Annotated in this window: 27 protein-coding genes; 17 read left to right on the top strand and 10 right to left on the bottom strand. The window is 68.5% G+C overall.

Features of this window, described 5'->3' with window-relative positions; translation table 11 throughout:
• Positions 1-4 precede the first annotated feature (4 nt).
• On the top strand, positions 5-268 hold the full coding sequence (locus D3273_RS19865; RefSeq protein WP_129228634.1) for a hypothetical protein: 264 nt from the start codon (positions 5-7) through the stop codon (positions 266-268).
• Positions 269-409: 141 nt separating this feature from the next.
• Here the strand turns inward: D3273_RS19865 and D3273_RS19860 are convergent, their stop codons facing one another.
• The 3 genes from D3273_RS19860 to D3273_RS19850 all read right to left on the bottom strand — a co-directional run bounded on the left by D3273_RS19860 (position 410) and on the right by D3273_RS19850 (position 1,329).
• A complete protein-coding gene (locus D3273_RS19860) occupies positions 410-661 on the bottom strand; it encodes a hypothetical protein (protein ID WP_129228633.1) in 252 nt (83 codons plus the stop codon).
• A complete protein-coding gene (locus tag D3273_RS19855; protein WP_129228632.1) occupies positions 661-912 on the bottom strand; it encodes a hypothetical protein in 252 nt (83 codons plus the stop codon). Before D3273_RS19855 ends, D3273_RS19860 begins: the two co-directional genes overlap by 1 nt.
• A gap of 120 nt (positions 913-1,032) precedes the next feature.
• The gene (locus D3273_RS19850; protein WP_207210846.1) at positions 1,033-1,329 is read right to left on the bottom strand and encodes a YHYH domain-containing protein; all 297 of its coding nucleotides are present in this window, start codon (positions 1,327-1,329) and stop codon (positions 1,033-1,035) included.
• A gap of 5 nt (positions 1,330-1,334) precedes the next feature.
• Between D3273_RS19850 and D3273_RS19845 the strand changes: the two genes are divergently transcribed.
• Together D3273_RS19845 and D3273_RS19840 are read left to right on the top strand one after the other, a co-directional pair.
• Positions 1,335-2,117 carry a DNA/RNA non-specific endonuclease gene (locus D3273_RS19845; RefSeq protein ID WP_129228631.1) on the top strand — a complete coding sequence of 261 codons (783 nt, stop codon included), beginning with the start codon at positions 1,335-1,337 and terminating at the stop codon, positions 2,115-2,117.
• 11 nt (positions 2,118-2,128) lie between these two features.
• The gene (locus D3273_RS19840) at positions 2,129-2,395 is read left to right on the top strand and encodes a hypothetical protein (RefSeq protein ID WP_129228630.1); all 267 of its coding nucleotides are present in this window, start codon (positions 2,129-2,131) and stop codon (positions 2,393-2,395) included.
• Between the two features lie 37 nt (positions 2,396-2,432).
• Here the strand turns inward: D3273_RS19840 and D3273_RS19835 are convergent, their stop codons facing one another.
• Together D3273_RS19835 and D3273_RS19830 are read right to left on the bottom strand one after the other, a co-directional pair.
• A complete protein-coding gene (locus D3273_RS19835) occupies positions 2,433-2,678 on the bottom strand; it encodes a DUF3761 domain-containing protein (protein ID WP_129228629.1) in 246 nt (81 codons plus the stop codon).
• 112 nt (positions 2,679-2,790) lie between these two features.
• Positions 2,791-3,060: a hypothetical protein gene (locus D3273_RS19830; RefSeq protein WP_129228628.1), complete on the bottom strand. Its 270-nt coding sequence runs from the start codon at positions 3,058-3,060 to the stop codon at positions 2,791-2,793.
• A 146-nt stretch (positions 3,061-3,206) separates the two neighbouring features.
• On the opposite strand from D3273_RS19830, the gene D3273_RS19825 reads away from it, so the two are divergent.
• Entirely contained in the window at positions 3,207-4,463 is a 1,257-nt protein-coding gene (locus D3273_RS19825) for a recombinase family protein (RefSeq protein ID WP_129228627.1), read from the top strand.
• 100 nt (positions 4,464-4,563) lie between these two features.
• Here the strand turns inward: D3273_RS19825 and D3273_RS19820 are convergent, their stop codons facing one another.
• The gene (locus D3273_RS19820; RefSeq protein ID WP_207210845.1) at positions 4,564-4,926 is read right to left on the bottom strand and encodes a DUF2934 domain-containing protein; all 363 of its coding nucleotides are present in this window, start codon (positions 4,924-4,926) and stop codon (positions 4,564-4,566) included.
• A gap of 232 nt (positions 4,927-5,158) precedes the next feature.
• Positions 5,159-6,313 carry an AAA family ATPase gene (locus D3273_RS19815; RefSeq protein ID WP_129228625.1) on the bottom strand — a complete coding sequence of 385 codons (1,155 nt, stop codon included), beginning with the start codon at positions 6,311-6,313 and terminating at the stop codon, positions 5,159-5,161.
• Between the two features lie 196 nt (positions 6,314-6,509).
• Between D3273_RS19815 and D3273_RS19810 the strand changes: the two genes are divergently transcribed.
• The 7 genes from D3273_RS19810 to D3273_RS19780 all read left to right on the top strand — a co-directional run bounded on the left by D3273_RS19810 (position 6,510) and on the right by D3273_RS19780 (position 11,473).
• Positions 6,510-7,067 (top strand): LexA family protein, encoded by a 558-nt coding sequence (locus D3273_RS19810; protein ID WP_245501295.1) that lies wholly within the window; start codon positions 6,510-6,512, stop codon positions 7,065-7,067.
• Between the two features lie 61 nt (positions 7,068-7,128).
• Positions 7,129-7,353: a hypothetical protein gene (locus tag D3273_RS19805; RefSeq protein ID WP_129228624.1), complete on the top strand. Its 225-nt coding sequence runs from the start codon at positions 7,129-7,131 to the stop codon at positions 7,351-7,353.
• Positions 7,354-7,357: 4 nt separating this feature from the next.
• Positions 7,358-8,002: a hypothetical protein gene (locus tag D3273_RS19800; protein WP_129228623.1), complete on the top strand. Its 645-nt coding sequence runs from the start codon at positions 7,358-7,360 to the stop codon at positions 8,000-8,002.
• 699 nt (positions 8,003-8,701) lie between these two features.
• Positions 8,702-8,917, top strand: coding sequence for a hypothetical protein (locus D3273_RS19795; protein ID WP_129228622.1), 216 nt, complete (start codon positions 8,702-8,704; stop codon positions 8,915-8,917).
• Positions 8,918-9,059: 142 nt separating this feature from the next.
• Positions 9,060-9,857 (top strand): transporter substrate-binding domain-containing protein, encoded by a 798-nt coding sequence (locus D3273_RS19790; protein WP_129228621.1) that lies wholly within the window; start codon positions 9,060-9,062, stop codon positions 9,855-9,857.
• Positions 9,858-10,047: 190 nt separating this feature from the next.
• The gene (locus tag D3273_RS19785) at positions 10,048-10,233 is read left to right on the top strand and encodes a hypothetical protein (protein WP_129228620.1); all 186 of its coding nucleotides are present in this window, start codon (positions 10,048-10,050) and stop codon (positions 10,231-10,233) included.
• Positions 10,234-10,357: 124 nt separating this feature from the next.
• On the top strand, positions 10,358-11,473 hold the full coding sequence (locus D3273_RS19780) for an alpha/beta fold hydrolase (RefSeq protein ID WP_129228619.1): 1,116 nt from the start codon (positions 10,358-10,360) through the stop codon (positions 11,471-11,473).
• A gap of 14 nt (positions 11,474-11,487) precedes the next feature.
• Here D3273_RS19780 and D3273_RS19775 read toward each other — a convergent pair whose 3' ends face one another.
• A complete protein-coding gene (locus D3273_RS19775; protein WP_129228618.1) occupies positions 11,488-11,724 on the bottom strand; it encodes a hypothetical protein in 237 nt (78 codons plus the stop codon).
• A 297-nt stretch (positions 11,725-12,021) separates the two neighbouring features.
• On the opposite strand from D3273_RS19775, the gene D3273_RS19765 reads away from it, so the two are divergent.
• Positions 12,022-12,465, top strand: coding sequence for an Arc family DNA-binding protein (locus D3273_RS19765; RefSeq protein WP_129228616.1), 444 nt, complete (start codon positions 12,022-12,024; stop codon positions 12,463-12,465).
• Here the strand turns inward: D3273_RS19765 and D3273_RS19760 are convergent.
• Entirely contained in the window at positions 12,455-13,756 is a 1,302-nt protein-coding gene (locus D3273_RS19760; protein ID WP_129228615.1) for a site-specific integrase, read from the bottom strand. The two genes, D3273_RS19765 and D3273_RS19760, sit on opposite strands and share 11 nt — an antisense overlap.
• Before the next feature lie 521 nt (positions 13,757-14,277).
• Here D3273_RS19760 and D3273_RS28370 point away from each other — a divergent pair.
• From D3273_RS28370 to D3273_RS19735, 5 genes are all read left to right on the top strand, one after another.
• Positions 14,278-14,607, top strand: coding sequence for an EthD family reductase (locus tag D3273_RS28370; RefSeq protein ID WP_165359581.1), 330 nt, complete (start codon positions 14,278-14,280; stop codon positions 14,605-14,607).
• 733 nt (positions 14,608-15,340) lie between these two features.
• Entirely contained in the window at positions 15,341-18,595 is a 3,255-nt protein-coding gene (locus tag D3273_RS19750) for an ATP-binding protein (RefSeq protein WP_165359580.1), read from the top strand.
• A gap of 131 nt (positions 18,596-18,726) precedes the next feature.
• Positions 18,727-18,933, top strand: coding sequence for a hypothetical protein (locus D3273_RS19745; protein ID WP_129228612.1), 207 nt, complete (start codon positions 18,727-18,729; stop codon positions 18,931-18,933).
• Positions 18,934-19,002: 69 nt separating this feature from the next.
• Entirely contained in the window at positions 19,003-19,314 is a 312-nt protein-coding gene (locus D3273_RS19740; protein WP_129228611.1) for a polyhydroxyalkanoic acid system family protein, read from the top strand.
• Between the two features lie 107 nt (positions 19,315-19,421).
• Positions 19,422-19,643 (top strand): hypothetical protein, encoded by a 222-nt coding sequence (locus D3273_RS19735; RefSeq protein WP_129228610.1) that lies wholly within the window; start codon positions 19,422-19,424, stop codon positions 19,641-19,643.
• A gap of 131 nt (positions 19,644-19,774) precedes the next feature.
• Here the strand turns inward: D3273_RS19735 and D3273_RS19730 are convergent.
• Positions 19,775-21,103: ATP-binding response regulator (locus tag D3273_RS19730; protein ID WP_165359579.1), on the bottom strand; the 1,329-nt coding region annotated here is incomplete at its 5' end.

Here is a 21,103-nt window from a genome sequence, read left to right as displayed (position 1 = left end):
CACCATGACGATTGAGGCGTCCGACGTCGTCAAGCTGCTTCGCGACCTCGGCCGCTCAGACCCGACGTGCCACGCCATGGCGATCTGGGCCGACCACGCCAGCACGCCCGTCCTCGAAGTGTGCCACGAGGCCCTGACCCGCCTCGCCGCCGAGAAGGCCCGGCTGGCGAAGGTCGTAGAGGAGATGCTGGCGGCTGTGCCGGCCGGCACCAGCATCAGACGCGCTGACAACCAGGCGTCTTACGGAGCCGACGATCCGGCACCCTGATCGGCGTCATGTCGTCCTTCGCTCGCCGATCGCGCAGGGCCCGGCTGAGTCTCTCCGCGAGCATGGCCGGCGTGTGAACGGGCTTCGCGGCTGGGTCGAAGCGCCACGGCCAGCCCTCGGCACGCGACACCTCCGACGCCCTCACGCCACTGCCCTTTCCGCTTCATCCCATCCCTGGGGGACCTGCCCGTGGATGGCCAGCACTCGGGGGAGCCCGCGCGGGATGCCCTCGTCGTCAAGCTCCCGCTGAAGCACCACGATGCCAGCACGCCAGCGCGCTAGCCGCTTTGCCGCGGCAAGGGCCTCATCGGCGTAGCCGTAGCTTTCGCTCGCCTGCCCGATCAGGCGAGACCCCTTAGCTTTGTAGGCCTGGACGAAGTAGCAGGCGCTCATCAGGCGGCCACCTTGAACTCGTCCCACTGATCCGGAACGGTGCCGTGGGTGGCGAGGACGATGGGGTCGGCGGCGAAATCGGCCTGTTCGTCGTAGTCCTGCGACATCACCACGACCCCGAGGAAGCGCTTCGCCATGCGCTCGCCGGTCCGCAGCGCCTCGGCGTCCGTCCGGCACGCCTGCGCCTGCTGCGCTTCGACCTTATTTCGTGCCCCGAGCTTGTAGGGCAGCACGAGAAATTGCGTCTTCATAGTCACGTCCCAGGCTGGAATGACTGGAACAAATAATGAACACATTAAGGTTTATGTGTGTCCGTTCACAGGGAAAAACGCATGGGTCTCGACCACGACCACGCTCAGACATCGGGCCTGTCAGTGGCTGAAGTGCCTCACCACGCCGTCAAAGCCTATGTAGCGTCGGTGCTCACCTGATCTGGCGTGCCCCGCATGGCAGACCTGTTGCCCGGTGCGGCGGACGCGATGGCATCCATTGGCATCCAGCGCGCCGGGATGAGCCTCGGCGATCAAGGTCGTCGCGGCTAACGTCAAGCTGACAAGGGCCAGCATGGTCGGGAGTGCAATGGCGCCAAGACGCATGGGACCCTCCATAAAGGTACATCTTGGGTAGCATTGAGGTGTCTTGCTGTCATGCGACAACAGCGCGATCATGGCCCATGTTCGATGCCCTGCTCTGCGCTTTCCACCTCCACTGCGCACACCCGAAACCAGTTGCCCCTTCGCCAGAGGCCGCCACGAGTTGCCCCCAGAATTTTCAGGCCGGCGAGCCACCGCGCGTCCTCAACCCGAAGGTCGCGGCCAGCACCTACCCGCTGTGCCTCAGCGGCTTCGCCACGCTGTTCTCGGGCGTGACGCGCACGCCGGTCTACTCGGCTGAGCACCTCACAGCGGCGAGGATCGCCGCGGCACGCAGCATGGCGCGCGTGGACACGTTTCACCCCGAGCCGCGGCTTCCGGTCGACGTCCGCAGCGAACTCAGAGATTTTCGACGCTCGGGCTACGACCGCGGCCACATGGCTCCGAACGGAGACATGGGCGACGGGGCGAGCCAGCGGGACAGCTTCTCCCTCGCGAACATGATTCCGCAGGACCACAACGACAACGCCGGGCTCTGGTCGGCGATCGAGGAAGCCACCCGCAACACGGCCGTGACGGACGGCGAGGTCTACGTCGTGACGGGGCCGCTCTATCAAGGCGCGGACATCACCGTGCTGCAGGGGCGCGTCTACGTGCCGACCGGGATCTGGAAAGCCGTTTACGATCCGGTGCCAGCCATCGCCGGCGCCTACCTCGTCGACAACAAGCCGGGGTGGGATTACCGCAGAATTTCAATCGTCGACCTGACTAAACTGACCGGTGTAGACCCGTTCCCTCACCTACCGGCAGCGGTGAAGGCTGCGGCGCCGGACCTGCCACCGCCGACCCACGGCCGGTACTGAGGAGCAACCCCATGGCTGCTGAGCCCTTCAAGCCGTTCACAGATGACGCAGCGGCACTGACGATCGGCGGCATGACGGTCGAGAACGGGACTGACCGCATCAGCCTGTCGGGATCGCTGGATCTCGCACGCGACCGCCAGGGGCTCGATCACGCGAAGGCGCTCCGGTCGACGCTGGACGGCGTCATCGCGGTGCTTGAAGCCGAGAGGAGGTTGCCGGCCCGGGCCACGGTGGCAAAGCCGGCGGTCGCCACACGGAAGCCGAACCCTTTCGCCTGAAGATCAAAGATCCGACACCACGCCATCGTCCAGGCTGTCACTCCCACTGCGCAACGCCGCCGTGACGGGAGCACGTTCCCTGTCGATGTTCCGAGAAGCTGTGCGAGCCGTCCCGGCAGATTGCTGTCTCCCCGGCTTGGTGACCGGTAACACATTTCGGGTCCGGGACGACGTGCCCGGAGCTGTTCACATACGTCCCGTGGGCGTCGTGACAGGCCGGCGCTGCCCGGCATGTGCCAGTTAACGCGAATGCGACTCCTAGGGCGAAAACCGTACTCCTCATCCCAGGGTTCCTGTTCTGCGCATCATCGCTGGCGGGAGATCGAACCACACTCGGTTGATCTGGTCATCTGCTCCCGATGAACATGGATGGGCATGGCGACCCAGGATGCGATCTACTCTAGAGAGAGTTCCTGACTCAATCGGACCATCTCAGCCACCATCTCGTTCGGCCCCAGCTGTCCCAGCTTCAATCGCGTGCCCTCGTTCCAAGTCAGATGACAGACGGCCAGCTTGGACATCTCCAAAATCTCAACCCTTGATAGATTATCCGGGTCCTTTATTCCCTTGACGGCGATGTGAAGCAATCGCCGCAGCGAGGTAAGCTCGGTCTGGCTTGGCCGGTCCGGCTGCCCGCCCCCGCTTTTCCAATCCATGGTGCCCATCGCCCGAACTCCTGGGAGAGTCAATTTTCAGAGTGTCCACCCAGCCCGCGTGGGATGCAACATCGTGCTGGTGCTGCTACGCAGCAGCCCACCACGATGGGCCGACGTCTTTGCAACCCACAGCCTCGTAAAATACCTCGACCTGCTTGTGGATCGAGAGATCACGGGAGGTCATCATCAAGCGTTGCGCTATCTACACGCGAAAGTCGGCAGCGGAAACGGTCGAGCGAGCCCTGAGCACGCTCGATGCCCAGCGGCATTTATGTGAGAGCTACGTCGCCAGCCAAGCCGGGGAGGGGTGGGTTGCGATCGACGAGCGTTATGACGATGGCGGCTTCTCCGGCGGGTCGCTCGACCGTCCGGCGGTGAAGCGCTTGCGCGACGACATCGCTGCCGGCAAGGTGGACGTCGTCGTCGTCTACAAGATCGACAGACTGTCACGTTCGCTCATCGACTTCTCGCGCCTCATGGGCGATTTCGAAGCCAAGGGCGTCAGCTTCGTGTCTGTGACGCAGGCCTTCAACACGTCGCACAGCATGGGACGCCTCACTCTCAACGTGCTGCTGTCCTTTGCGCAGTTCGAGCGGGAGCTGGCGAGCGAGCGGCTGCGAGACAAAGCAGCCGCCTCCAGGGCACAGGGGCTCTGGCAAAACGGTCAGCGCCCCTTCGGGTATCGGTTGGAAAAGGGCAGACTGATTGTCGATCCGATCGAGGCGGAGACTGTTCGGTTCGTATATCGTCGCTACATCCAGACCCGATCATCGCGTCTGCTCGCCGAGGAATTGCACCACAAGGGAATCAAGAATAAGGTCGGGACTAATTTCACAGGAACGAGCATCGCGAAGATACTTCGGAATCGGCTCTATCGTGGCGACCTCGTCCATAATGGACAACCTATGCCGGGAGTGCATGAAGCAATCATTACAGAAAGCTTATGGCTCAACGCTCGCAAAACCGTTGAGAGCATTCAGCAAGAAAAAAGGACGGGACTACGTTCACCCCTACCTCACCCATTTAAAGGACTGATCTTCGGCGCGTCCGGGCAGCTATACAGTCAGAACGCACACCATAATAGGTATGGACAACTCTTCAGATACTACTTACCATCAGGCCGAAAGCGCTCTGGTCCCGAGAGAGACTGGACGCAGCGTTTCAGAGCCGACACATTCGACGATGTAGTCCTCAACGCAATCGCTGCGTTTGTGCCCTTACAGGACCGCGACAAGGACAAGACCGCGAAGATAAAGGCTGTCCGCTCGCTGATATCGCGGATCGATATTGGTGACAACACAATCACCATCGGACTGCATAGTGGCGCCATCGTAGTGGCCGACCTTGTCGGACGGATCAGGAAAACGAAGCCGCGATATGCAGTCGCGCCTCGGGAACAGGTTTCGAGCTGATCCGCCACTCCCTCTGTGAACACGCCCCACAAAGGAAAACGCCGCGGTCCAGCCGCGGCGTTGAGATATTGAAATTTTGAAGCTGTAATCGGACCCGATTTCAGTACGCGCCGCGCGCGCCCTTGGCGGTGCTGCGCGCGGCGCGCGGGGCGGCGAGGGCGGCGGCGGCCACAACGGTTTCGGCGGGGGCCTTCGGGGCCGACACCTTGGCCGGGGCGGGCGCCTTCGGGGCGGCGGCCTTCTTCGGAGCCGCGGCTTTCCGGGCCGCGGGAGCCTTCGCGGGAGCCTTGGCGGCAACGGCCGCCGTCGCCGGCGCGGCCACGACTGCCTCCGGAGCGCGGGCTTCGAGCGCCTCGGCGGCGAACCAATGGTCCTGGTGGCGGCCGTGCGGACGGCCCTCGCCGTCCCAGATGAAATAGGCGCGCAGCGCGATATCGGCGTGGTTCGAAACGGTGGCGGTCATGGATCGGACACCGGGATGGGCCCGTCGCGCGGGCCGTGATGGGGGATCCCGGGGGCCTGCCGCCCCTGCGGGTGGCGCGGCCGGTTTCCGGGATGGGTTCGCGGACATCGGGCGCCACCGCTTCGACGATGGTTTTCGAGGGTTCGCTCCGGCCCGCCGCCCCTCATCAGTGCCGCCCGGATCTGGCGCGAGGCTGACGCTCCTCGGGACGCGAGCGGGAACTACCCCGCCCTCACCGCTCCGGCCACGCCCACCCGAGCGCCGCCTCGCCCTCGACCACCGTCTCGCCGAGCCGCTTCTCCAGCGTGAAGCGCCGCGCGCCCGGCAGAGCGTCCAGCGCCTCGACCAGCGCCGCCGCGTGGCTCACCACCACGACCTGCGCGCGCTCCGCCGCCGCCCCGATCAGCCGGGCGAGGGGCGCGATCAGGTCCGGGTGCAGGCTCGCCTCGGGCTCGTTCAGCACCGTCAGGGGCGCGGGGCGGGGCGACAGCAGCGCCGCCACCAGCAGCAGGTAGCGCAGCGTCCCCTCGGACAGCTCCGCCACTCCGAGCGGGCGCAGGAGGCCCGGCTGGCGCATCCCGACGTCGAACAGGCCGTCGCGGTCCGTGACCGAGACCGCGGCACCCGGGAAGGCGTCCTCCACCGCAGCGTCGAGGGCGAAAGCGTCGCCGATCTCCCGCACGGTCTGGAGCGCCGCCGCGAGGTCGGCGCCGTCGCTGGCCAGGGCCGGCGTGTAGGTGCCGACTTGCGGGCGCCGCGCCGGCGCGTCCCGGTCGGTCCGCAGGTGGTCGTAGAAGCGCCAGGCGCGCATCCGCTCGCGCAAGTCGAGCAACTCCGGCGCGCCGCGCGGGTCGGCGCAGTGCGTCATCAGGCTGTCGGCCGGGCCGAGAGGCGAGGGCACCGCCCGCCATGCGCCGCCCTCGGACAGCAACCGCGCGCCCGGCCCCTCGCGCCGCGCGAAGGCGGTCGAGCGCTTGAGGCGCGGCCCGGTCCAGGCCGCCTCGGCCTTGATGACGGGATCGCGGAAGAACAGCGAAGCGCTCACGATCGGCAGGCCGAGGTCGACCGCATAGCCGAAGTCATCGCCGCCGAAGCCGAGCTTGAGGCTGACAGGGCCCCCGCCATGCTGGCCCTGCACCGGAACGTCGCCGCGTTTCATGGCGCGGCTGAGCACCTTCGGCCCGGCCCATTGCGCCGAGCCCATGCCGCCCTCGGCCGCCAGCGACGCCACGACGCGCCCCTGCGCGGCGTCGGCGAGGAGGCGCAGCGCCCGGTACAGGCTCGACTTGCCGGAGCCGTTGGCGCCCGTGACGACGTTGAGGGCCCCGAGTCCCAGCCGCACATCGCGGAGCGATCGGTAGCCCGTGACCGCCAGGGCCGAGATCATCCCGCGCTCCACGCCATCGTTGCACGGCGCGCAGCATAGCGCGCCAACGCCGATGTGGAAGCCTGGGCCGCGGAGCTGCGGCCGTTCCCGGTTGCGATGCCCGACTGGGCAGAGGCTTTTTTCGTTCCTTCGGAACCCCTTGCGAATCACCGCCGTTCCAGGTTTGATTGCGTTACGAAATCAGACGGGACCGGCGATGAACGAGGTATCGAAGCGGGGCGGGCGCCGGCCCGGTGCTGGGCGCCCGGGTGGTCCGTCCGAGGTCGTGCGGCTGCCGCTGCCCATCGTCGCCATAGCCAAGCGGATGAAGGACGGCAGCCTCCGCGCCGGCGACATCAACGCCTTCCTGGACGTGTCGGCGCAGAGCGGGGCCGCCGTGCCCCTGATGTCGACCTCGGCCGCGTGCGGCTTCCCGAGCCCGGCCGACGACGACATGGACCGGCCGCTCGACTTTAACGAGCTGCTGGTGAAGAACCCCGCCGCCACCTTCGCGGTGCGGATCTCCGGCGAGAGCATGCGCGACCGCGGCCTCTATCCGGGCGACATCGCCGTGGTGGACCGGGCCCGCTCGGCCGTCAGCGGCTCCATCGTGCTCGGCCTCGTCGGCGGCGAGTTCACCATCAAGACCTACCGGATGAAGTCGGGCGGGATCGTGCTGGAAGCCGCCAACCCGGACTTCCCCGACATCGTCATCACCGAGGCCTCGGCTTTCGAGGTGTGGGGCGTCGTCACCGGCATCATCCGGACGTTCTGACCCGCGCTCCTGCGCGACCGACCACAGCCCACCATCCGAACCCCAGCGAAGGAGGCTCGCCATGCGAGTCGGCGACCCCGTGCGCCTACGGCCCGACAGCCCGCTCCGCGAGCGGCTCGCGCCCTTCGCCGACGATGTCGGGTGCGTGGTCGACACCTACCAGGACGACGACGACGACGGGCTGCGCATCGCCGTGGCCTACCCCGACCAGCTCTACGGCTGGCTGGCGCCGCTGTCGGCCGAGGAGTTCGTCGTCGACCACAGCCGCCCCGACGAGCCGTTCTGACGCCTTGTCGGCGCCGCGGCACCTCGTCGACTGGCCGTGGGTGGTAGTCGAGGTCGAATGCTCGCTCTGTCCCCGCCGGGGCCGCTACCGCCTGGCGCGGCTGGCGGAGCGCTATGGCTCCGCAGTGCCGCTTGGCCGGCTGCTGGAGACCATGGCGGCCGACTGCACGCTGATGAAGCCCGACCAGAAGCCGCGCCAGTACGAGGCGCGGTGCGGGATCCGCTACGTCGTCCCGCCGGCCGGGCCGCTGCCGGCCGACGCGCCGGCTCGCGCCGGAGCACCGCGCCTCGACCCGCCGAAGCCGGCCAACCGGAAGAGGCTGGGCTACGACGGGCCGGCGCCGACGATCGCGCAGCTCCGTCAGCAGGGCATCTCGGCCCTGTTCGTGACCTGCCACGGCCTGCGGCAGGGGGTCACCTGCCACCACACCACACGCCTGTCGCTCGACCCCTTGGAGGCGCCGGACGACATGAGCTTCCTGGAGCTATGCCGCTCGCTGCGGCTCGTCTGCAGCCTGTGCGGCGGGCGGAAGATGCACATCGTACCGCTGTGGCCCGACGTCCGGCAGGCGCGTGCGGCGAGCTTCGGCATCGACAGCAAGCCGAGGATGCCGGGCACGGTGGTGCCGTACCGGATGCCGGGAACGTAGGTTCAAGGCGCGGGCGGAGCCGGACGCGCGTTCGTGACGTCGATCACGCGATAGGGCGCGCCGGCCGGCGCGGCACAGGCGGAGAGGGTGAGAAGGAGGAGGCAGAGGGCCAGGGCGCGCATCGCGAGATCGTGCCACAGGGGCTGAAACGGCGAAAGCCCGGCACCTCTTCAGAGCGCCGGGCCTCTCGATGTCCGCGAGGGATGTGGGTCGAGCCCAGTGATCGTGTCTCGCGGCGCACAGTGTTTTTCGGTCGACGGGTCGATATTCGCGTGTGGCTACCTGCGCCGTCCGGCCGGACCGGCCTCCAAATTGCCCCTCACGCCACCGGCGGCGTTGGCCCTGTGCCCGGCCAGTACGCCCTCACGCCAGATGCCAGGCCATGGCCGCGAAGTTGGAAAACGGTCCCTAACCTAAGCCACTGCCGTTTTCAGGACTGCCCGCAACTCGGCGGCCCTGGCCTCGCACTCGCTGGCCAATTCCGTGAGTGTCTCGACCACACGCCTGTCCGTCGAGTGACGGGCGAGGCGCCGGCACCGCATGGCTTTGTCAAGCAGGGCCTCGGCGGAAATGGCGATGGGGAGCATCTGGGGCGACATATCCACACCCTCGGACATGCTGCTCAACGGCCGGTAAACGATCGCGCACGTCAGAAGTTAGCCTATCGCGGAGATCGGCAAGCGGAGCGGTGTCGTAGTGGTGAAGCAGAGATCGGATTGGACCGCGGCCGACGTCGCCGCGCACGCGATGGAGGCCACGAGCCTGTCCCAACTCACGCTGCCGGAGGTGAAGCGCCTCGCCGCCCGTATCCTGGCTGATGGGCAGCGCGCGACGGGAGTCGTCAGCGCGGGTGCGAAGCCCTCGCCGTCGTGGGACATCCTGAGGGGCATGCGCGACGACGTGAACGAATCGTAGCGCAGCGCGTCACAGCCGGCCCTCCACGAGCCGATTCACCTCCTGCATCGGCGCACATACTGGCGAAGGCGCCGACGTCGCTGAAATTGGCATCCCGCAACCGGGTAGGCGCCGCCGACCCGTCCGAACACCAGGTGACCCTATGCTGCGCGTCCTTCGCCTCGCCTCGCTCCTGCTGCCCGTGTTCGCAGTCGTGTCGCCCGCTGACGCAACTCCGGCTTCCGACCCCGCCAGCGCGGCCGCGCCCACGGGCACGCTACGTGTCGGGATCGTGCGAGCACCACAGGCCGGCGTCTTCTTCGTTGCAGTCGGCGCCGAGGGCAAGCCGCGGGGCGTCACGGTCGATCTTGGCGCCGCCTTCGCGGCCGAACTCGGTGTCCCGGTCGCCACCACCATGTACCCCAACAGCGGTGAATGCACCGATGCGGTGGCGACCGGCACTGTCGACGTGGCCTTTATGCCGGTCGACCCGTCGCGCAGTGCGCGCGTGGCTTTCGGGCCGGGCTACTACACGATCGAGAGCACCTACTTGGTGTCGGCGGCATCGCGGATCGCGACGCTTAACGAGGTCGATCGGCCAGGCGTCCGCGTTGTCGGGATCGCGAACACGACAACCATCCGGGCGTCGGCGCGGAGCCTGCACGCGACGCAGCCGGTGCCGATTCGTAGCGTCGACGAGGCTGTGGAGATGCTGCGCGACGGGCGCGCCGACGCGCTTGCGCTGAGCCGCGATAGCCTGGACCAGCTCGTTCCGACGGTGCCGGGCAGCCACATCGTGGCGGGTGGTTTCCAGCGCACATCGATCTCGATCGCCGTCCCGCCGGGGCGCCCGGCAGCGCTCGCAGCCGCGACGGCCTTCCTCGACCGCGCCAAGCGGGACGGCACTGTACGCCGAGCCTTCGACGCGCTCGGCTTGTCGCACGAAGCCGTGGATCCCTGAGCGATGGGCCGCGGCTCGGAGCGCCGCACGTTTCTGCCTCAGCGCGTCGACCGAGCACGTCGATGCGCCCGATCGGCTGAACGTCGGCCCCTGCGGCTCAGGTCAGGGCGACAGCTATCGTCACAGCGCGCGATCTTATTCGGCTGAACGGGGACACTTCCCGCGCGTTGGCGGCGTGGAGGATCCCGCTATGCCCAAGTTTCAGGTCACGATCGCAGACGAGGCAGGCCATAAGCTTTACGACGAGACCATAGAGGCTCCCGGCCCGATGGAGGCCTGCGCCAAAGCAGTCGCCGATGCGAAGACGGCCGACGTGGCCGAGAGCGAAGAGCAGATGGACAGTGGGATCATGCCGCCTTTCACGATGGACTCGTGAGGCAGTGGCCGTCTGAGCGGGCTAGGACATATCGGCGTGGTGAGCTTGCATGCACCTTGTCGATTGTGTTGACTATGCCTGTGATTGTCGGCCGTCACGAGCTGAGTCATTGGAGGTGTCGCACATGGTTGAGAGAAGGCCGCGGGTCCTACCTCGCATAGCGCGTGCTGCCGCCATCCTCGGCACTCTGTCCCTGCTGGCTCCGCTCACCTCTGTCGCCCACGCCGCCGAGCCACAGCCTGTGGCTGCGGACGGCGACTATGTGGCCCGAGAATTCCGCTTCGACGACGGGACCAGCCTGCCGGAGCTTCGCCTGCACTATGAGACTCTGGGCACACCGAAACGGGACGTCTCTGGCGCCGTCACCAACGCGGTCCTGTTGCTTCACGGCACGACGGGTACGGGTCGGCAATTTCTGGCGCCGGCCGACACGAAGGAGCTGTTCGCGCCGGGCAAGCCGCTCGACACGACGCGATTCTATGTTGTTATGCCGGACGGCATCGGCGCAGGCGGTTCGTCGAAGCCCAGCGACGGGCTGAAGGCGCGCTTCCCGCACTACGGCTATGGCGACCAAGTCGAGGCACAGCGCGTGTTGATCGAGGATGGGCTTGGCATCCACCACCTCGATCTCATCCTTGGAACGTCCATGGGCGGGATGCAGGCTTGGCTGTGGGCAGAGCGCCATCCCGACATGATGGATGGCACCGTGGCGATCGCGGCCACACCGGCGCCGGTCGTAGGCCGCAACATGATGTGGCGCGACATGGTAATTGACGCCATCACGGCGGATCCCGATTTCAAAGGAGGCGACTACACGATCGAACCACATGAGTGGCGGTCCATGCTGCCGCTCTTTACCATCATGACCAACGATGCCCGCCACCTGCAGGCCCAAGCGCCCACGCGGGAAACTGCGCTTTCACTGGACGGCAAGCTGGTCGCCGCCGGCGACAAAATCGACGCTGACGACTACCTCTACTCATTCCAGTCCTCGCGCGACTTCGACCCCTCAGGCTCACTCGACCGCATCGCAAAGCCCCTGCTCGCCATCAACTTCGGCGACGATCTGCTTAACCCAGCCGAGCTTGGCCTGACCGAAGCCGCCATGGAGCATGTGAAGTCAGGGACGGCTACGCTGATCCCGGCGGGACCGGACACGTTTGGCCATCAGACACTGGGACACCCAGAGGTATGGGGAGCAGCGCTGGCGAGCTTCATGGGCAAGTTGCCAACTCGCTAATTGGAGCGTGTCGCTTACCCGATATCGCTCGTACTGGTCCTGGCCCTGCCGAGCCTTTCCTTTGCCCAGGCGTCCAGCGTGGCGGGCTCATACATTGGAAAGCGGCCGAACAGGTTGAACGCCGGACCGCCGCCGACCGTGGCGTATTTCGCCAGCGTCGCCACGGCCACCGTGACCCCGTGCTTCTGTTCGAGGTAGCTGGACGCCTCGCCGCGACGCAGGCGAGGCTTGTCGAGGAGCTTGAGCGACATGGTCAGCCCTCCATCGTCTGCGGCGCCCGCTGCCGCTCCATGCGCTCGCGCACCGAGCGGACGACCTCGCTGGTTTGGCTCGATCCATTGTGGACAGCCTGCTGCCTCAACCACCCTTTGATGTCAGGCGGAAACCGGACCATCAGGCGGGGCAGTCCGTCACTCGGCTTAACGCTCGACATCGCCACCTCTGTGTGTCACAGCGACAATATATGTCGCGGCGACATGATCGCGTCAAGCTGATGTTGTCGCCGCGACATAATTTACCTCCTGTCGCCGCGACAGCATGGTGGCCGGATGGATGACAGAAAGCCCAGCGATCTCGTCGACCGCATCGTCGTTCGAACACCGGATGGCATGCGAGATCGCCTCAACGAGGTCGCGCGCGCGAATGGGCGAAGCGCCAACGCCGAAGCCGTCAAAGCACTCGAAGCTTGGCTAATCCAGGACACTCAGGTGGAAAGGGTCTTAGTACGCCTGCCAGAGCGAGTTCGCGAGCGGGTGGATGCCGCCGCCCGGCTCAATGGCCGTAGCGCGCTCGACGAGATCGTCGCCCGCGTGGCGGACAGCTTCTCACTCATCGCGCCACATAATGGCGAGAGCGCCCAGCTCGATCTGCGCGCCGAGATCCGCGATGCCATGCACGAGGCCATCGAAGGCCTGATTGGCGATCCCAAAAAGCTGAAGCTCTTGGGCTACATGCCCCCCAAGCGCGACAGCGACGAACCCGTCAGCGATTAGACAACCGCTCTCTCGCAGCACCTTCGCGCATCGCTTCGGCGATCTTCTCGCCTGTGCGGTCCACCACGGCCTTCAGCGGATCGTCCCGGAGATGGGCATAGCGCTGCGTCGTGCTGGCCTGCGCATGGCCGAGCACCTTGCCGACGATGTAGAGCGAACCTCCGTCCTCGACCGCGAAAGAAGCGTAGGAGTGCCGGAGATCGTGCATCCGCAGCGCCGTGAAGTCCGGCGCCTCGTCGGCAGGCTTGACCGCCTCGACGGCACGCGCTCGGGCCAGTGTCGTGGCCCGTGTCCGAACAGCATTCCACGTCTTCTGCAGGCCCACGATGGGCCCTTCCGTCTTCGCCGAGGGCAGCACGAAGGCCGAGGTACGGGGCAGGCTCGCCAACAACTCGACGGCCGCTGCGGCGAGCGGGACGACCTTGGCGCCCGTCTTCGAGTCCGGAAGCCGGAGGCATGATCGCCCGAGATCGACCCACGCCCATCGAAGGCCCGTGATCTCGCTTTTCCGGCAGGCCGTCAGCGTCAGAAGCCGGATCGCTGCGGCCATCGTGGGGCTGATCGCCTGTTCGGCCTCCAGCGTCGCAAGGGCGTCCGCCAGCGCCACCACCTCGGACACGCTCAAGAACCGCTCGCGCGCCTTCGGCTTCAGCTTCTCCACGCCGATCGCGGGGTTGGTCGTGATGAGCTTTCGCCGGACAGCGAAGGACAGCATGATCGATAGGACCGCCGTGGCATGGCCAGCCACGGCCTTGCCGCCCTTCACGATCGCCCTGCCCTGCTTTCCGGTCTTGATGTCGGCTGCCGTCTTCCCGGCCGCGATGTCGGCCTGCATTCGCGACACGTCGGCCGCCGTCAACGCTTTCGTCGGCCGGTCGCCGAGCAGCGGCACCACATGCCTCCGCAGGCTCGACGTCTCGAAAGCCCAGGTCGACGCCTTTTTGTTTGGCTTCTCCGCTGGGCCCTCCGCCAGGTAGATCTCGACGAGATCCGCCACCGTCGCCGCCGTTCGGCGCTCGATCTTGGCAGCGCGGGGGTCGATGCCGTCGGTCAGGCCGCGCAACGCTTCGATGGCTCTGGTCCGCGCCGTCTCGCAGGTCCAGGGCGACCCGTGTTTGCCGATCGTGATGCGCCGGGTCTCCCCGCCCGCGTCACGGTAGCTCAGGACGTAGGACTTCACCCCGGCCGGCGTCACGCGCAGCCCGAAGCCCTTGACCTCGCTGTCCCAGGTGAAGGCCTGTGCTGGTCCCGCCACCGCCATATCAACGACGCGCTTCGTGAGCTTGGGCATGGCGGCTCCGGTGTAAGCGCCATGTAAGCGGGAGGCGGAAATCTCCCGAGTTTTCCCGACATGGCGCGAAATAGCCGTAGCCGCCGAAATCGAAGTTATTCAAGCCACTTAGCTAACACAGGCGATCACGGGAAAACGTGGGAAAACACAAAACTCTCAGATTGTGGATCTAGAGGTCCCCCGTTCGAACCGGGGTGGTGGTACCATTTCCTCCTGACGCTGAGCGGTCGATCCAGGATCGAGCCGATGCGGCCTGGGAACGACAATTCGGATCTCGCCGATCGACGTTGCGGCGATGGGGCCGATGCTTCCCCCGCATGCGGGTCCGTTTCACCCGGTTCGACACGACCTGCCTGCACAGGGCGCCCTCGACTTCGGCGCGCCCGCGCCTCGCCTCCGACACATGGCCGTTCCAGCGTGGACCGCTCCGCCCCGCAGGCATTCTGCCGGGTGACGGCAGACTCCGGAACCGTGCACGGCACATGTCTTGCCAGAATCGGTCGAGCAGGCTGGAGGCCGAGATGGCGACCACGATCACAGTACTCTACGAGAACGTCGACGACGCGACGTTCGACCTCGACTATTACCTGACCAAGCACCTGCCGCTCGTCGACGAGAAGTTCAAGCCTTTCGGCATCAAGGGCTGGCGCGTCCTGAAGGCCGTGGGGACGCCGTTCGGCGGCAAACCCGCTTACAGCGTCATCTGCACCCTGGATTTCGACACGGCCGACCAGTTCCGTTCGGCTGTCGCGGCCGAGGGCGGCCCGGTGTTCGGCGACGTGCCGAACTTCAGCAACAAGGACCCCGTGGTGGTCATCGGCGACCTCGTCGGGTCTTCTTCATCGAACTGACGGCTCCGCTGTCGCGCGGTTCGACAGCACGACATGGCCGGGGCCGCTCACCATCGAGGCGGCCTCGCCGGCTTTTCCGCTCCGGGCGCCGTAATCCCGGGAATGCTCCACACCGCAGCTTTCCGTCATCTCGACGTCGCGGCAAGCGTCCTGCACCCCACCGACAGCGCGCCGAAGCGGCGCGCCAGATCCGGCCGAACCGCGAGGTCGACGAAGCGATCGCACCTTCGTCCGGCCCGGCCGGAGCCCGACGCGCCGGGGTGCGGGCGAACTGCGGATCGAGCCGTGCCCGGTCCACGATGTCGTCGCATGCGCGGACCCCTGCCGCCCGGGCCGCCCTCGATCGCGGCCATCGACCGCGGCCATCGACCGATGGGTCCGGGTCGGACCGCCGCCGCGCGAGGCGGGGCGGCCGAAGCGGCCGGCAAACGTCGGCGATCGTCGGCGGAGGCGGGACAAACACCGAACTTCGGATCGCGGGTTTCGAGGTCCCGGTTCGAACCGGGGTGGCGGTGCCATCGACCCTCGGGCCCCGCCGACCCATCCCTCCCCCTCGTGGTCCGAACCGCACGTCCGCCGTCCCGCGGATGTGGGATGCGTGCGCCGCTCCGATCCGCTAGAGCGTGTCACGCAGGGCCGGGCTTCGCGCCCGATCGAACACCATGAAGGACGATCTCGCGCGATGAGCCGTTCCCAGCCCCGATCGGGGGGCGCCCCCGGAGCGCCCGGGGACATGACGGCCCTGGTGCGCGCCTTTCCGTGGGACGGCACCCCCCTCGGCGACCGGCGGGACTGGCCCGCGCACCGGACGGGCGTCGTCGACGCCCTGCTCCTGTCGCCGGCCCCCATGGCGAGCTTCTGGGGCGGCGACGGCATCGCGATCTTCAACGACGCCTTCGCGGCGCTGCTGCCCTGCCCGCCGGCGGACCGCCTCGGGCGCCCGGCGGGCGAAAGCTGGCCGGAGGTCGCCGACCTCGTGGGCGCGGTGCAGGCCGGGCGGGCCGCCGCCGCCCGGTCCGCCGGGTTCAGCGCGGCCGCCGTCAGCGACGCTTCCGGCGCCGCGGCGGGCGTCGTCGTGACGCTCGCGTCCGAGGACGTCGGCGCCCGCCCCGAATCGGGATTCGACACGGCGCTCCGCGGCGCGAGCTGGTCGGCGGCCCCCGATGGGACCTTCGACGGCCCGAGCCCCCGCTGGTTCGGCCTGACCGGCCTTCCCGAGGCGGAAGGCGGCGGCGACGGCTGGCACCGGGTCGTCCATCCCGAGGACTTGGAGCGCACGGTCGAAACCTGGGCGGGCGCGATCGCGTCCGGCCACCCCTACGACGTCGAGCACCGCATCCGCACGGGCGACGGCTCCTATCGCTGGATGCGGTCCCGCGCGGAGCGCATGCGCGACGGCTCGGGCGCCCCGTCCCGGTGGCACGGCCGCACCGAGCCGCTCGATTGGCGGCGGGCGGTGGAAAACCGCCAGGCCCTGCTGCTCGGGCTCGCCGACACGTTCCGCTCGGCGTCCGACCGCCGCGACGTCATCGCCCACGCGGTGGCGGCGCTGGGGCGCGACATCGGCGCCGCGCGTGTCATCTACGCCGAGATCGACCTCGCCCACCACGACGCCACGGTGGAAGCCGAATGGTCGCGCGTCGACGGGCTCGCCGCGACGCCCCCCGGCCGCGGCGTGGCGCTCGACCGGCTGGCGCTGGGGCGCCGGGCCGACCTGGAAGGCGGCATGACCGTGGTGGCGTCGGACGGCGCGGGCAGTGCCGGCCTGGCGGTGCCCCTGGTGCGCGACGGCCGCCTGCGGGCCCTCTTCCACGTCGCCGCGGCTCCCCCCCGTCGGTGGCTGCCCGAGGAGGTGGCGCTCGTCGAAGACGTGGCGACGCGCTCCTGGGACGCGCTGGAGCGGATCGCCGCGGCCGCCATCCTGCGCCGCAACCAGGCGCGGCAAAGCTTCCTGCTCGTGCTCGGCGACCGCCTGCGCGAAGCGGTCGACGCCGCCGAGATCACCGAAACCACCGCCGAAGCCCTGGGGCGGCAGCTCCACGCCGCCCGCGCGGGCTACGGCGAGGTGTCGGGGGACGACGCGCTGGCCTTCGACACCGGCTGGGCCCAGCCCGGGACGGCGCCGCTCGTCGGCACCCTGCCCTTCGCCGCGCTGGGCGCATCCAGCGTCGAGGACCTTCGGCGCGGCCTGACGGCCGTCTTCGAAACCGACGTCGAAGCGCTGACGCGCGGTCTCGCCACCGTGGTGGCGGTGCCGCTGATCCGCGACGGGCGGCTGCGCGGCGTGCTGACGGCCGGCCGGGCCGAGGCGCATCCGTGGAGCGCGGAAGAGATCGCGCTGGTGGGCGAGGTGGCGTCGCGCATGTGGGAAGCCCTGGAGCGCGCCCGCGCCGAGGCCGCCCTGCTCGACCTCAACGCTACGCTGGAAACCCGCGTCGTGCAGCGCACCGCCGAGCTGGCATCGAGCGAAGCGCGCTTTCGCATCCTGTTCGAGAATGCCCCGGCGTCCATCCTGCTGATCCGGGTCGGCCGCGACGGGCGGGCGGTGTTCGAGGCCGCCAACGCCGCGGCGGAAGCCTTCCTGGGCCGCGACGGCGGCGAGATCGTCGGCCGCGACGTGGCCGCCGTGACGGGGCCGGACGACCCGCTGAACGAGCGCGCCCTCGCCTGCGCGGCGTCGGGCGAGCCCGTGCAATACGAGGTGACGATCGAAGTCGGGGGCGAAACCCGCACGGCGGAAAGCGTGCTGGCGCCGCTCGCCATCGACGGCGGCGAAGGCCAGATGCTGATCGGCATCTCGCGCGACATCACGGCCCAGCGCAGCGTCGAGGAGCAGCTCCGCCAGGCGCAGAAGATGGAAGCCATCGGCCAGCTCACCGGCGGCATCGCGCACGACTTCAACAACCTGCTGACCGGCATCATCGGCTCCCTTGCGCTGATGCAGAAGCGCCTCGCCCAGGGCCGCACCGACACGCTGGAACGCTACGCCGGGCTGGCGCTGGCGTCCGCCAACCGCGCCGCCGCCCTCACGCACCGCCTGCTCGCCTTTTCGCGCCGCCAGCCGCTCGAAGCCAAGGCGGTGGACGCCAACGCGCTGGTGCGCGCCATGGAAGAGCTGCTGCGCCGGACGCTGGGCGAGAGCGTGGTGCTGCAGAGCGTCGAAACGCCCGACCTGTGGCCGACGCTGTGCGACCCGCACCAGCTCGAGAACGCCCTGCTCAACCTCGCCATCAACGCGCGCGACGCCATGCCGGACGGCGGGCGGCTGACCATCGAGACCGCCAACGCGACGCTCGACGACGCCTATGTGGCGCGCGAGCCGGGCGTGGCGCCCGGCCCCTACGTGGTGGTGTCGGTGAGCGACACGGGGACCGGCATGCCGCCCGAGGTCGTGGCGCGCGCCTTCGACCCGTTCTTCACCACCAAGCCGATCGGCCAGGGGACCGGGCTGGGGCTGTCGATGATCTACGGCTTCGTCAAGCAGTCGGACGGCCACATCAAGATCTACTCGGAGCCGGGCCAGGGCACGAGCATCAAGCTGTTCCTGCCGCGCTTCCGGGGCGTCGACGAGCCGGCCGCCACCGATCCGGTCGAAGGCGTCCCGCGGGCGGAGGCCGGCGAAACGGTGCTGCTCGTCGAGGACGACGCGACGGTGCGGGACCTCGTGCTCGACGTGCTGGGCGACCTCGGCTACGCCGCCCTGCAGGCGCCCGACGGGCCGTCGGGCCTCGAGGTGGTGCGCTCCGGGGCGCGGATCGACCTGCTCGTCACCGACGTCGGGCTGCCGGGCATGAACGGCCGCCAGTTCGCCGCGGAAGCGCGGGCCACACGGCCCGACCTAAAGGTGCTGTTCATCACCGGCTATGCCGAGAACGCCGCCTTCGGCAGCGGCCACCTCGACCCCGACATGCAGATGATGACCAAGCCCTTCGCGGTCGACGCGCTGGCGAAGCGCATCCGGGCCATGATCGGTCGCACCGAGGGTTGACGGCGCGGGCCGCGCCGCCGCTCCCGCCCCCCGTCCCGCGCGGGGACGCCCCGCCCGGCGGCATGGCGAAGCCATCTTTAAGGCTTTGCGGACAAATCTCCGTGCGTACCGGTCCTTCGGCGGGGTCCGCCATGCTCAGCACGGGTGACGACGGCATGATGGCGCGCGAATTCGGGAACGTCCGCTTCCTCATCGAGCAGCAGCTCCGGCTCATCGACGAACTCGACCGGCGCGGCCTCGACGGGCGCGCCGCCCACGACCTCCTGCGCCGCCTCATGCGGCAGGACGAGGACCTTCGGCGGCGCATGCCCCGGCAGGGCGCGGTCGGGGCGGCCTGACGGGGCCGGTGTGAAAGGCGCCGGGCCTCCCCATATCAGGCCGCGTCGCTGTCCGCCGGAAACCCTTCCATGACCAAGCCGCTCGTCGTCTCCATCCCGCACCAGCTCGGTGCCGCGGAAGCCCAGCGCCGGCTCCGGACGGGGATCGAGCAGCTGAAGGAGCAATACGCGGGCAAGTTCGCCGTGCTGGACAACCATTGGACGGGCCAGCACCTCGACTTCCGCATCAGCGCCATCGGCCAAACCGTGTCGGGCAAGATCGACGTCGCGGAAGACCACGTCATGCTGGCCGTGGAGCTGCCCTGGATGCTGGCCATGCTGGCGCAGAAGGCGCAGGGGCTGATCCAGTCCAAGGGCCAGCTGCTGCTCGAAAAGAAGTAGCGCCGCCACCGCGGCCCGTCGATCGCGACGGTCCGCCCGTCACCGGGATCCCTGGCATCGCCTTTGCGGCCACCGCCGCGAAGACACTTCGCCGGGGATCGAGCGCCATGGATTGGCACGCCGAATGGACCAAGACGCAACAGGAGCTGTCCGCCGCGTCCCGCAATGAACATTGGTGGAAAAGCCTGCCCGAGGAGCGCCGCTCCATCCTGGGTCGGACGGAATACCGCAAGCAGTGCAGGCTGGCGCGCCAGCGCTTGAAGCAGGCGGACGAGCGGTGCCGCACGCTCATCCGCGCCAAGCGCGAAACGGGCGCCACGGCCCACTGACACCGACGGCGGCCTGAACGGCCCCTCCTCTCCTCATGGGCGGGGGGCGCCCCTGCCCCCTCAGCCTGTCGGAGGGCGGCGGGGCCTCGTGGAACTCCTCCGCACGAGGGAGGGCGCGAGGCCGCCTTCGCTCACCTCGTTTCCGGAACGAGGCGGCTCAACTCTTCGCGCAGCTCGTCGAGCTTCAGGCTGCCCTTCTGCAGCACGCGGTCGACGCTGCGCTCGAGGTCGGCGCGTTCGGCGCGCGTCACCTCCTTGGCCGTCAGCACCACGACGTGGACGGCGTCGGCGTCCCGCCGCGCCCGGAGCGCGCGCAGGAAGGCGAAGCCGTCCATCACCGGCATCATCAGGTCGAGGATGATGAGGTCCGGCATGGCGCGGTCGACCTTGTCGAGCGCGTCCTGGCCGTTGACGGCGATGTCGGTCGACCAGCCGTCGCGGGACAGCATGGCGCCGACCCAACCGCGCGCGTCGGGCTCGTCGTCGACCACCAGCACGCGCCGGCCGGTGCTGCCGTCCTCGAAGCGCTCCATCACGCGCTTCAGCTGCGCCCAGTCGATCGGCTTCGTCAGGTACTCGTTCGCCCCCATGGCGAAGCCGACGCTGCGCTCGTGCAGCACCGAGATCATGATCACCGGCGTTTCGTGCAGCGTCGGGTCGGAGCGCAGGGCCTGGAGCATGCCCCAGCCGTCGATGCCCGGCATCTCGACGTCGAGCAGCACCACCTTGGGACGGTACTGCCGCGCCAGCGCCAAGCCTTCCCGGCCGTCGCGCGCGGTCTTCACCGCGAAGCCTTCCCGCTCCAGGAAGCGGGTGAGGAGGTCGCGCGCCGCCGAATCGTCGTCGACCACCAGCACGAGGTCGCCGCGCGCCGCCGCGGCGGCCGGAGCGTCGTCGCCGTCGTCGGCGATCCCGTCGCCGAGCCGCGCCGGCAGGCTGATCGTGAAGGTCGAGCCCCGGCCGTGGACGCTGTCCACCGTCACGTCGCCGCCGAGCTTGCGGCAGAAGGCGCGGGTGATCGACAGGCCGAGGCCGGAGCCGCCGAACTGCCGCGTCGTGGATTCGTCCGCCTGCACGAACCGCCCGAACAGCTTCGACAGCTGCTCGGGCGTCATCCCGATGCCGGTGTCCTCGATCGAGAAGGACAGCCAGTCCTCGTCGCCGTCGCGGACGCGCGCGGCGCGCAGCGTGACGGTGCCGTTCTCGGTGAACTTCGCGGCGTTGCCGATGAGGTTGAGGAGGCACTGGCGCACCTTCACCTCGTCGGTGTGCATGGAGCCGAGCTCGGGGGGCAGCGCCAGCACGAGGCGGTTGTTCTTCTTGGCGACGAGCGGCGTCGCCGCCGCCACGACCTCGTCGATCATCGCCGCCACCGCGAAGGGCACGGCCTCGACGGTCATGCGGCCGGCCTCGATCTTCGACAGGTCGAGCACGTCGTTGATGAGCCCGAGCAGGTGGCG

Source organism: Lichenibacterium minor (assembly GCF_004137685.1).
Taxonomy (GTDB): Bacteria; Pseudomonadota; Alphaproteobacteria; order Rhizobiales; family Beijerinckiaceae; genus Lichenihabitans; species Lichenihabitans minor.
The sequence above is the reverse complement of the archived record's forward strand: the minus strand, read 5'-3'. Positions and strand labels throughout refer to the sequence as shown.

What these genes read in the sequence shown, in the direction of transcription:
- D3273_RS19865 (WP_129228634.1), top strand. Translation starts at nt 5, where the DNA reads ATGACGATTGAGGCGTCCGACGTCGTCAAGCTGCTTCGCGACCTCGGC.
- D3273_RS19860 (WP_129228633.1), bottom strand. Translation starts at nt 661, where the DNA reads ATGAGCGCCTGCTACTTCGTCCAGGCCTACAAAGCTAAGGGGTCTCGC.
- D3273_RS19855 (WP_129228632.1), bottom strand. Translation starts at nt 912, where the DNA reads ATGAAGACGCAATTTCTCGTGCTGCCCTACAAGCTCGGGGCACGAAAT.
- D3273_RS19850 (WP_207210846.1), bottom strand. Translation starts at nt 1,329, where the DNA reads ATGATCGCGCTGTTGTCGCATGACAGCAAGACACCTCAATGCTACCCA.
- D3273_RS19845 (WP_129228631.1), top strand. Translation starts at nt 1,335, where the DNA reads ATGTTCGATGCCCTGCTCTGCGCTTTCCACCTCCACTGCGCACACCCG.
- D3273_RS19840 (WP_129228630.1), top strand. Translation starts at nt 2,129, where the DNA reads ATGGCTGCTGAGCCCTTCAAGCCGTTCACAGATGACGCAGCGGCACTG.
- D3273_RS19835 (WP_129228629.1), bottom strand. Translation starts at nt 2,678, where the DNA reads ATGAGGAGTACGGTTTTCGCCCTAGGAGTCGCATTCGCGTTAACTGGC.
- D3273_RS19830 (WP_129228628.1), bottom strand. Translation starts at nt 3,060, where the DNA reads ATGGGCACCATGGATTGGAAAAGCGGGGGCGGGCAGCCGGACCGGCCA.
- D3273_RS19820 (WP_207210845.1), bottom strand. Translation starts at nt 4,926, where the DNA reads ATGACCGCCACCGTTTCGAACCACGCCGATATCGCGCTGCGCGCCTAT.
- D3273_RS19815 (WP_129228625.1), bottom strand. Translation starts at nt 6,313, where the DNA reads ATGATCTCGGCCCTGGCGGTCACGGGCTACCGATCGCTCCGCGATGTG.
- D3273_RS19810 (WP_245501295.1), top strand. Translation starts at nt 6,510, where the DNA reads ATGAACGAGGTATCGAAGCGGGGCGGGCGCCGGCCCGGTGCTGGGCGC.
- D3273_RS19805 (WP_129228624.1), top strand. Translation starts at nt 7,129, where the DNA reads ATGCGAGTCGGCGACCCCGTGCGCCTACGGCCCGACAGCCCGCTCCGC.
- D3273_RS19790 (WP_129228621.1), top strand. Translation starts at nt 9,060, where the DNA reads ATGCTGCGCGTCCTTCGCCTCGCCTCGCTCCTGCTGCCCGTGTTCGCA.
- D3273_RS19785 (WP_129228620.1), top strand. Translation starts at nt 10,048, where the DNA reads ATGCCCAAGTTTCAGGTCACGATCGCAGACGAGGCAGGCCATAAGCTT.
- D3273_RS19780 (WP_129228619.1), top strand. Translation starts at nt 10,358, where the DNA reads ATGGTTGAGAGAAGGCCGCGGGTCCTACCTCGCATAGCGCGTGCTGCC.
- D3273_RS19775 (WP_129228618.1), bottom strand. Translation starts at nt 11,724, where the DNA reads ATGTCGCTCAAGCTCCTCGACAAGCCTCGCCTGCGTCGCGGCGAGGCG.
- D3273_RS19765 (WP_129228616.1), top strand. Translation starts at nt 12,022, where the DNA reads ATGGATGACAGAAAGCCCAGCGATCTCGTCGACCGCATCGTCGTTCGA.
- D3273_RS19760 (WP_129228615.1), bottom strand. Translation starts at nt 13,756, where the DNA reads ATGCCCAAGCTCACGAAGCGCGTCGTTGATATGGCGGTGGCGGGACCA.
- D3273_RS28370 (WP_165359581.1), top strand. Translation starts at nt 14,278, where the DNA reads ATGGCGACCACGATCACAGTACTCTACGAGAACGTCGACGACGCGACG.
- D3273_RS19750 (WP_165359580.1), top strand. Translation starts at nt 15,341, where the DNA reads ATGACGGCCCTGGTGCGCGCCTTTCCGTGGGACGGCACCCCCCTCGGC.
- D3273_RS19745 (WP_129228612.1), top strand. Translation starts at nt 18,727, where the DNA reads ATGCTCAGCACGGGTGACGACGGCATGATGGCGCGCGAATTCGGGAAC.
- D3273_RS19740 (WP_129228611.1), top strand. Translation starts at nt 19,003, where the DNA reads ATGACCAAGCCGCTCGTCGTCTCCATCCCGCACCAGCTCGGTGCCGCG.
- D3273_RS19735 (WP_129228610.1), top strand. Translation starts at nt 19,422, where the DNA reads ATGGATTGGCACGCCGAATGGACCAAGACGCAACAGGAGCTGTCCGCC.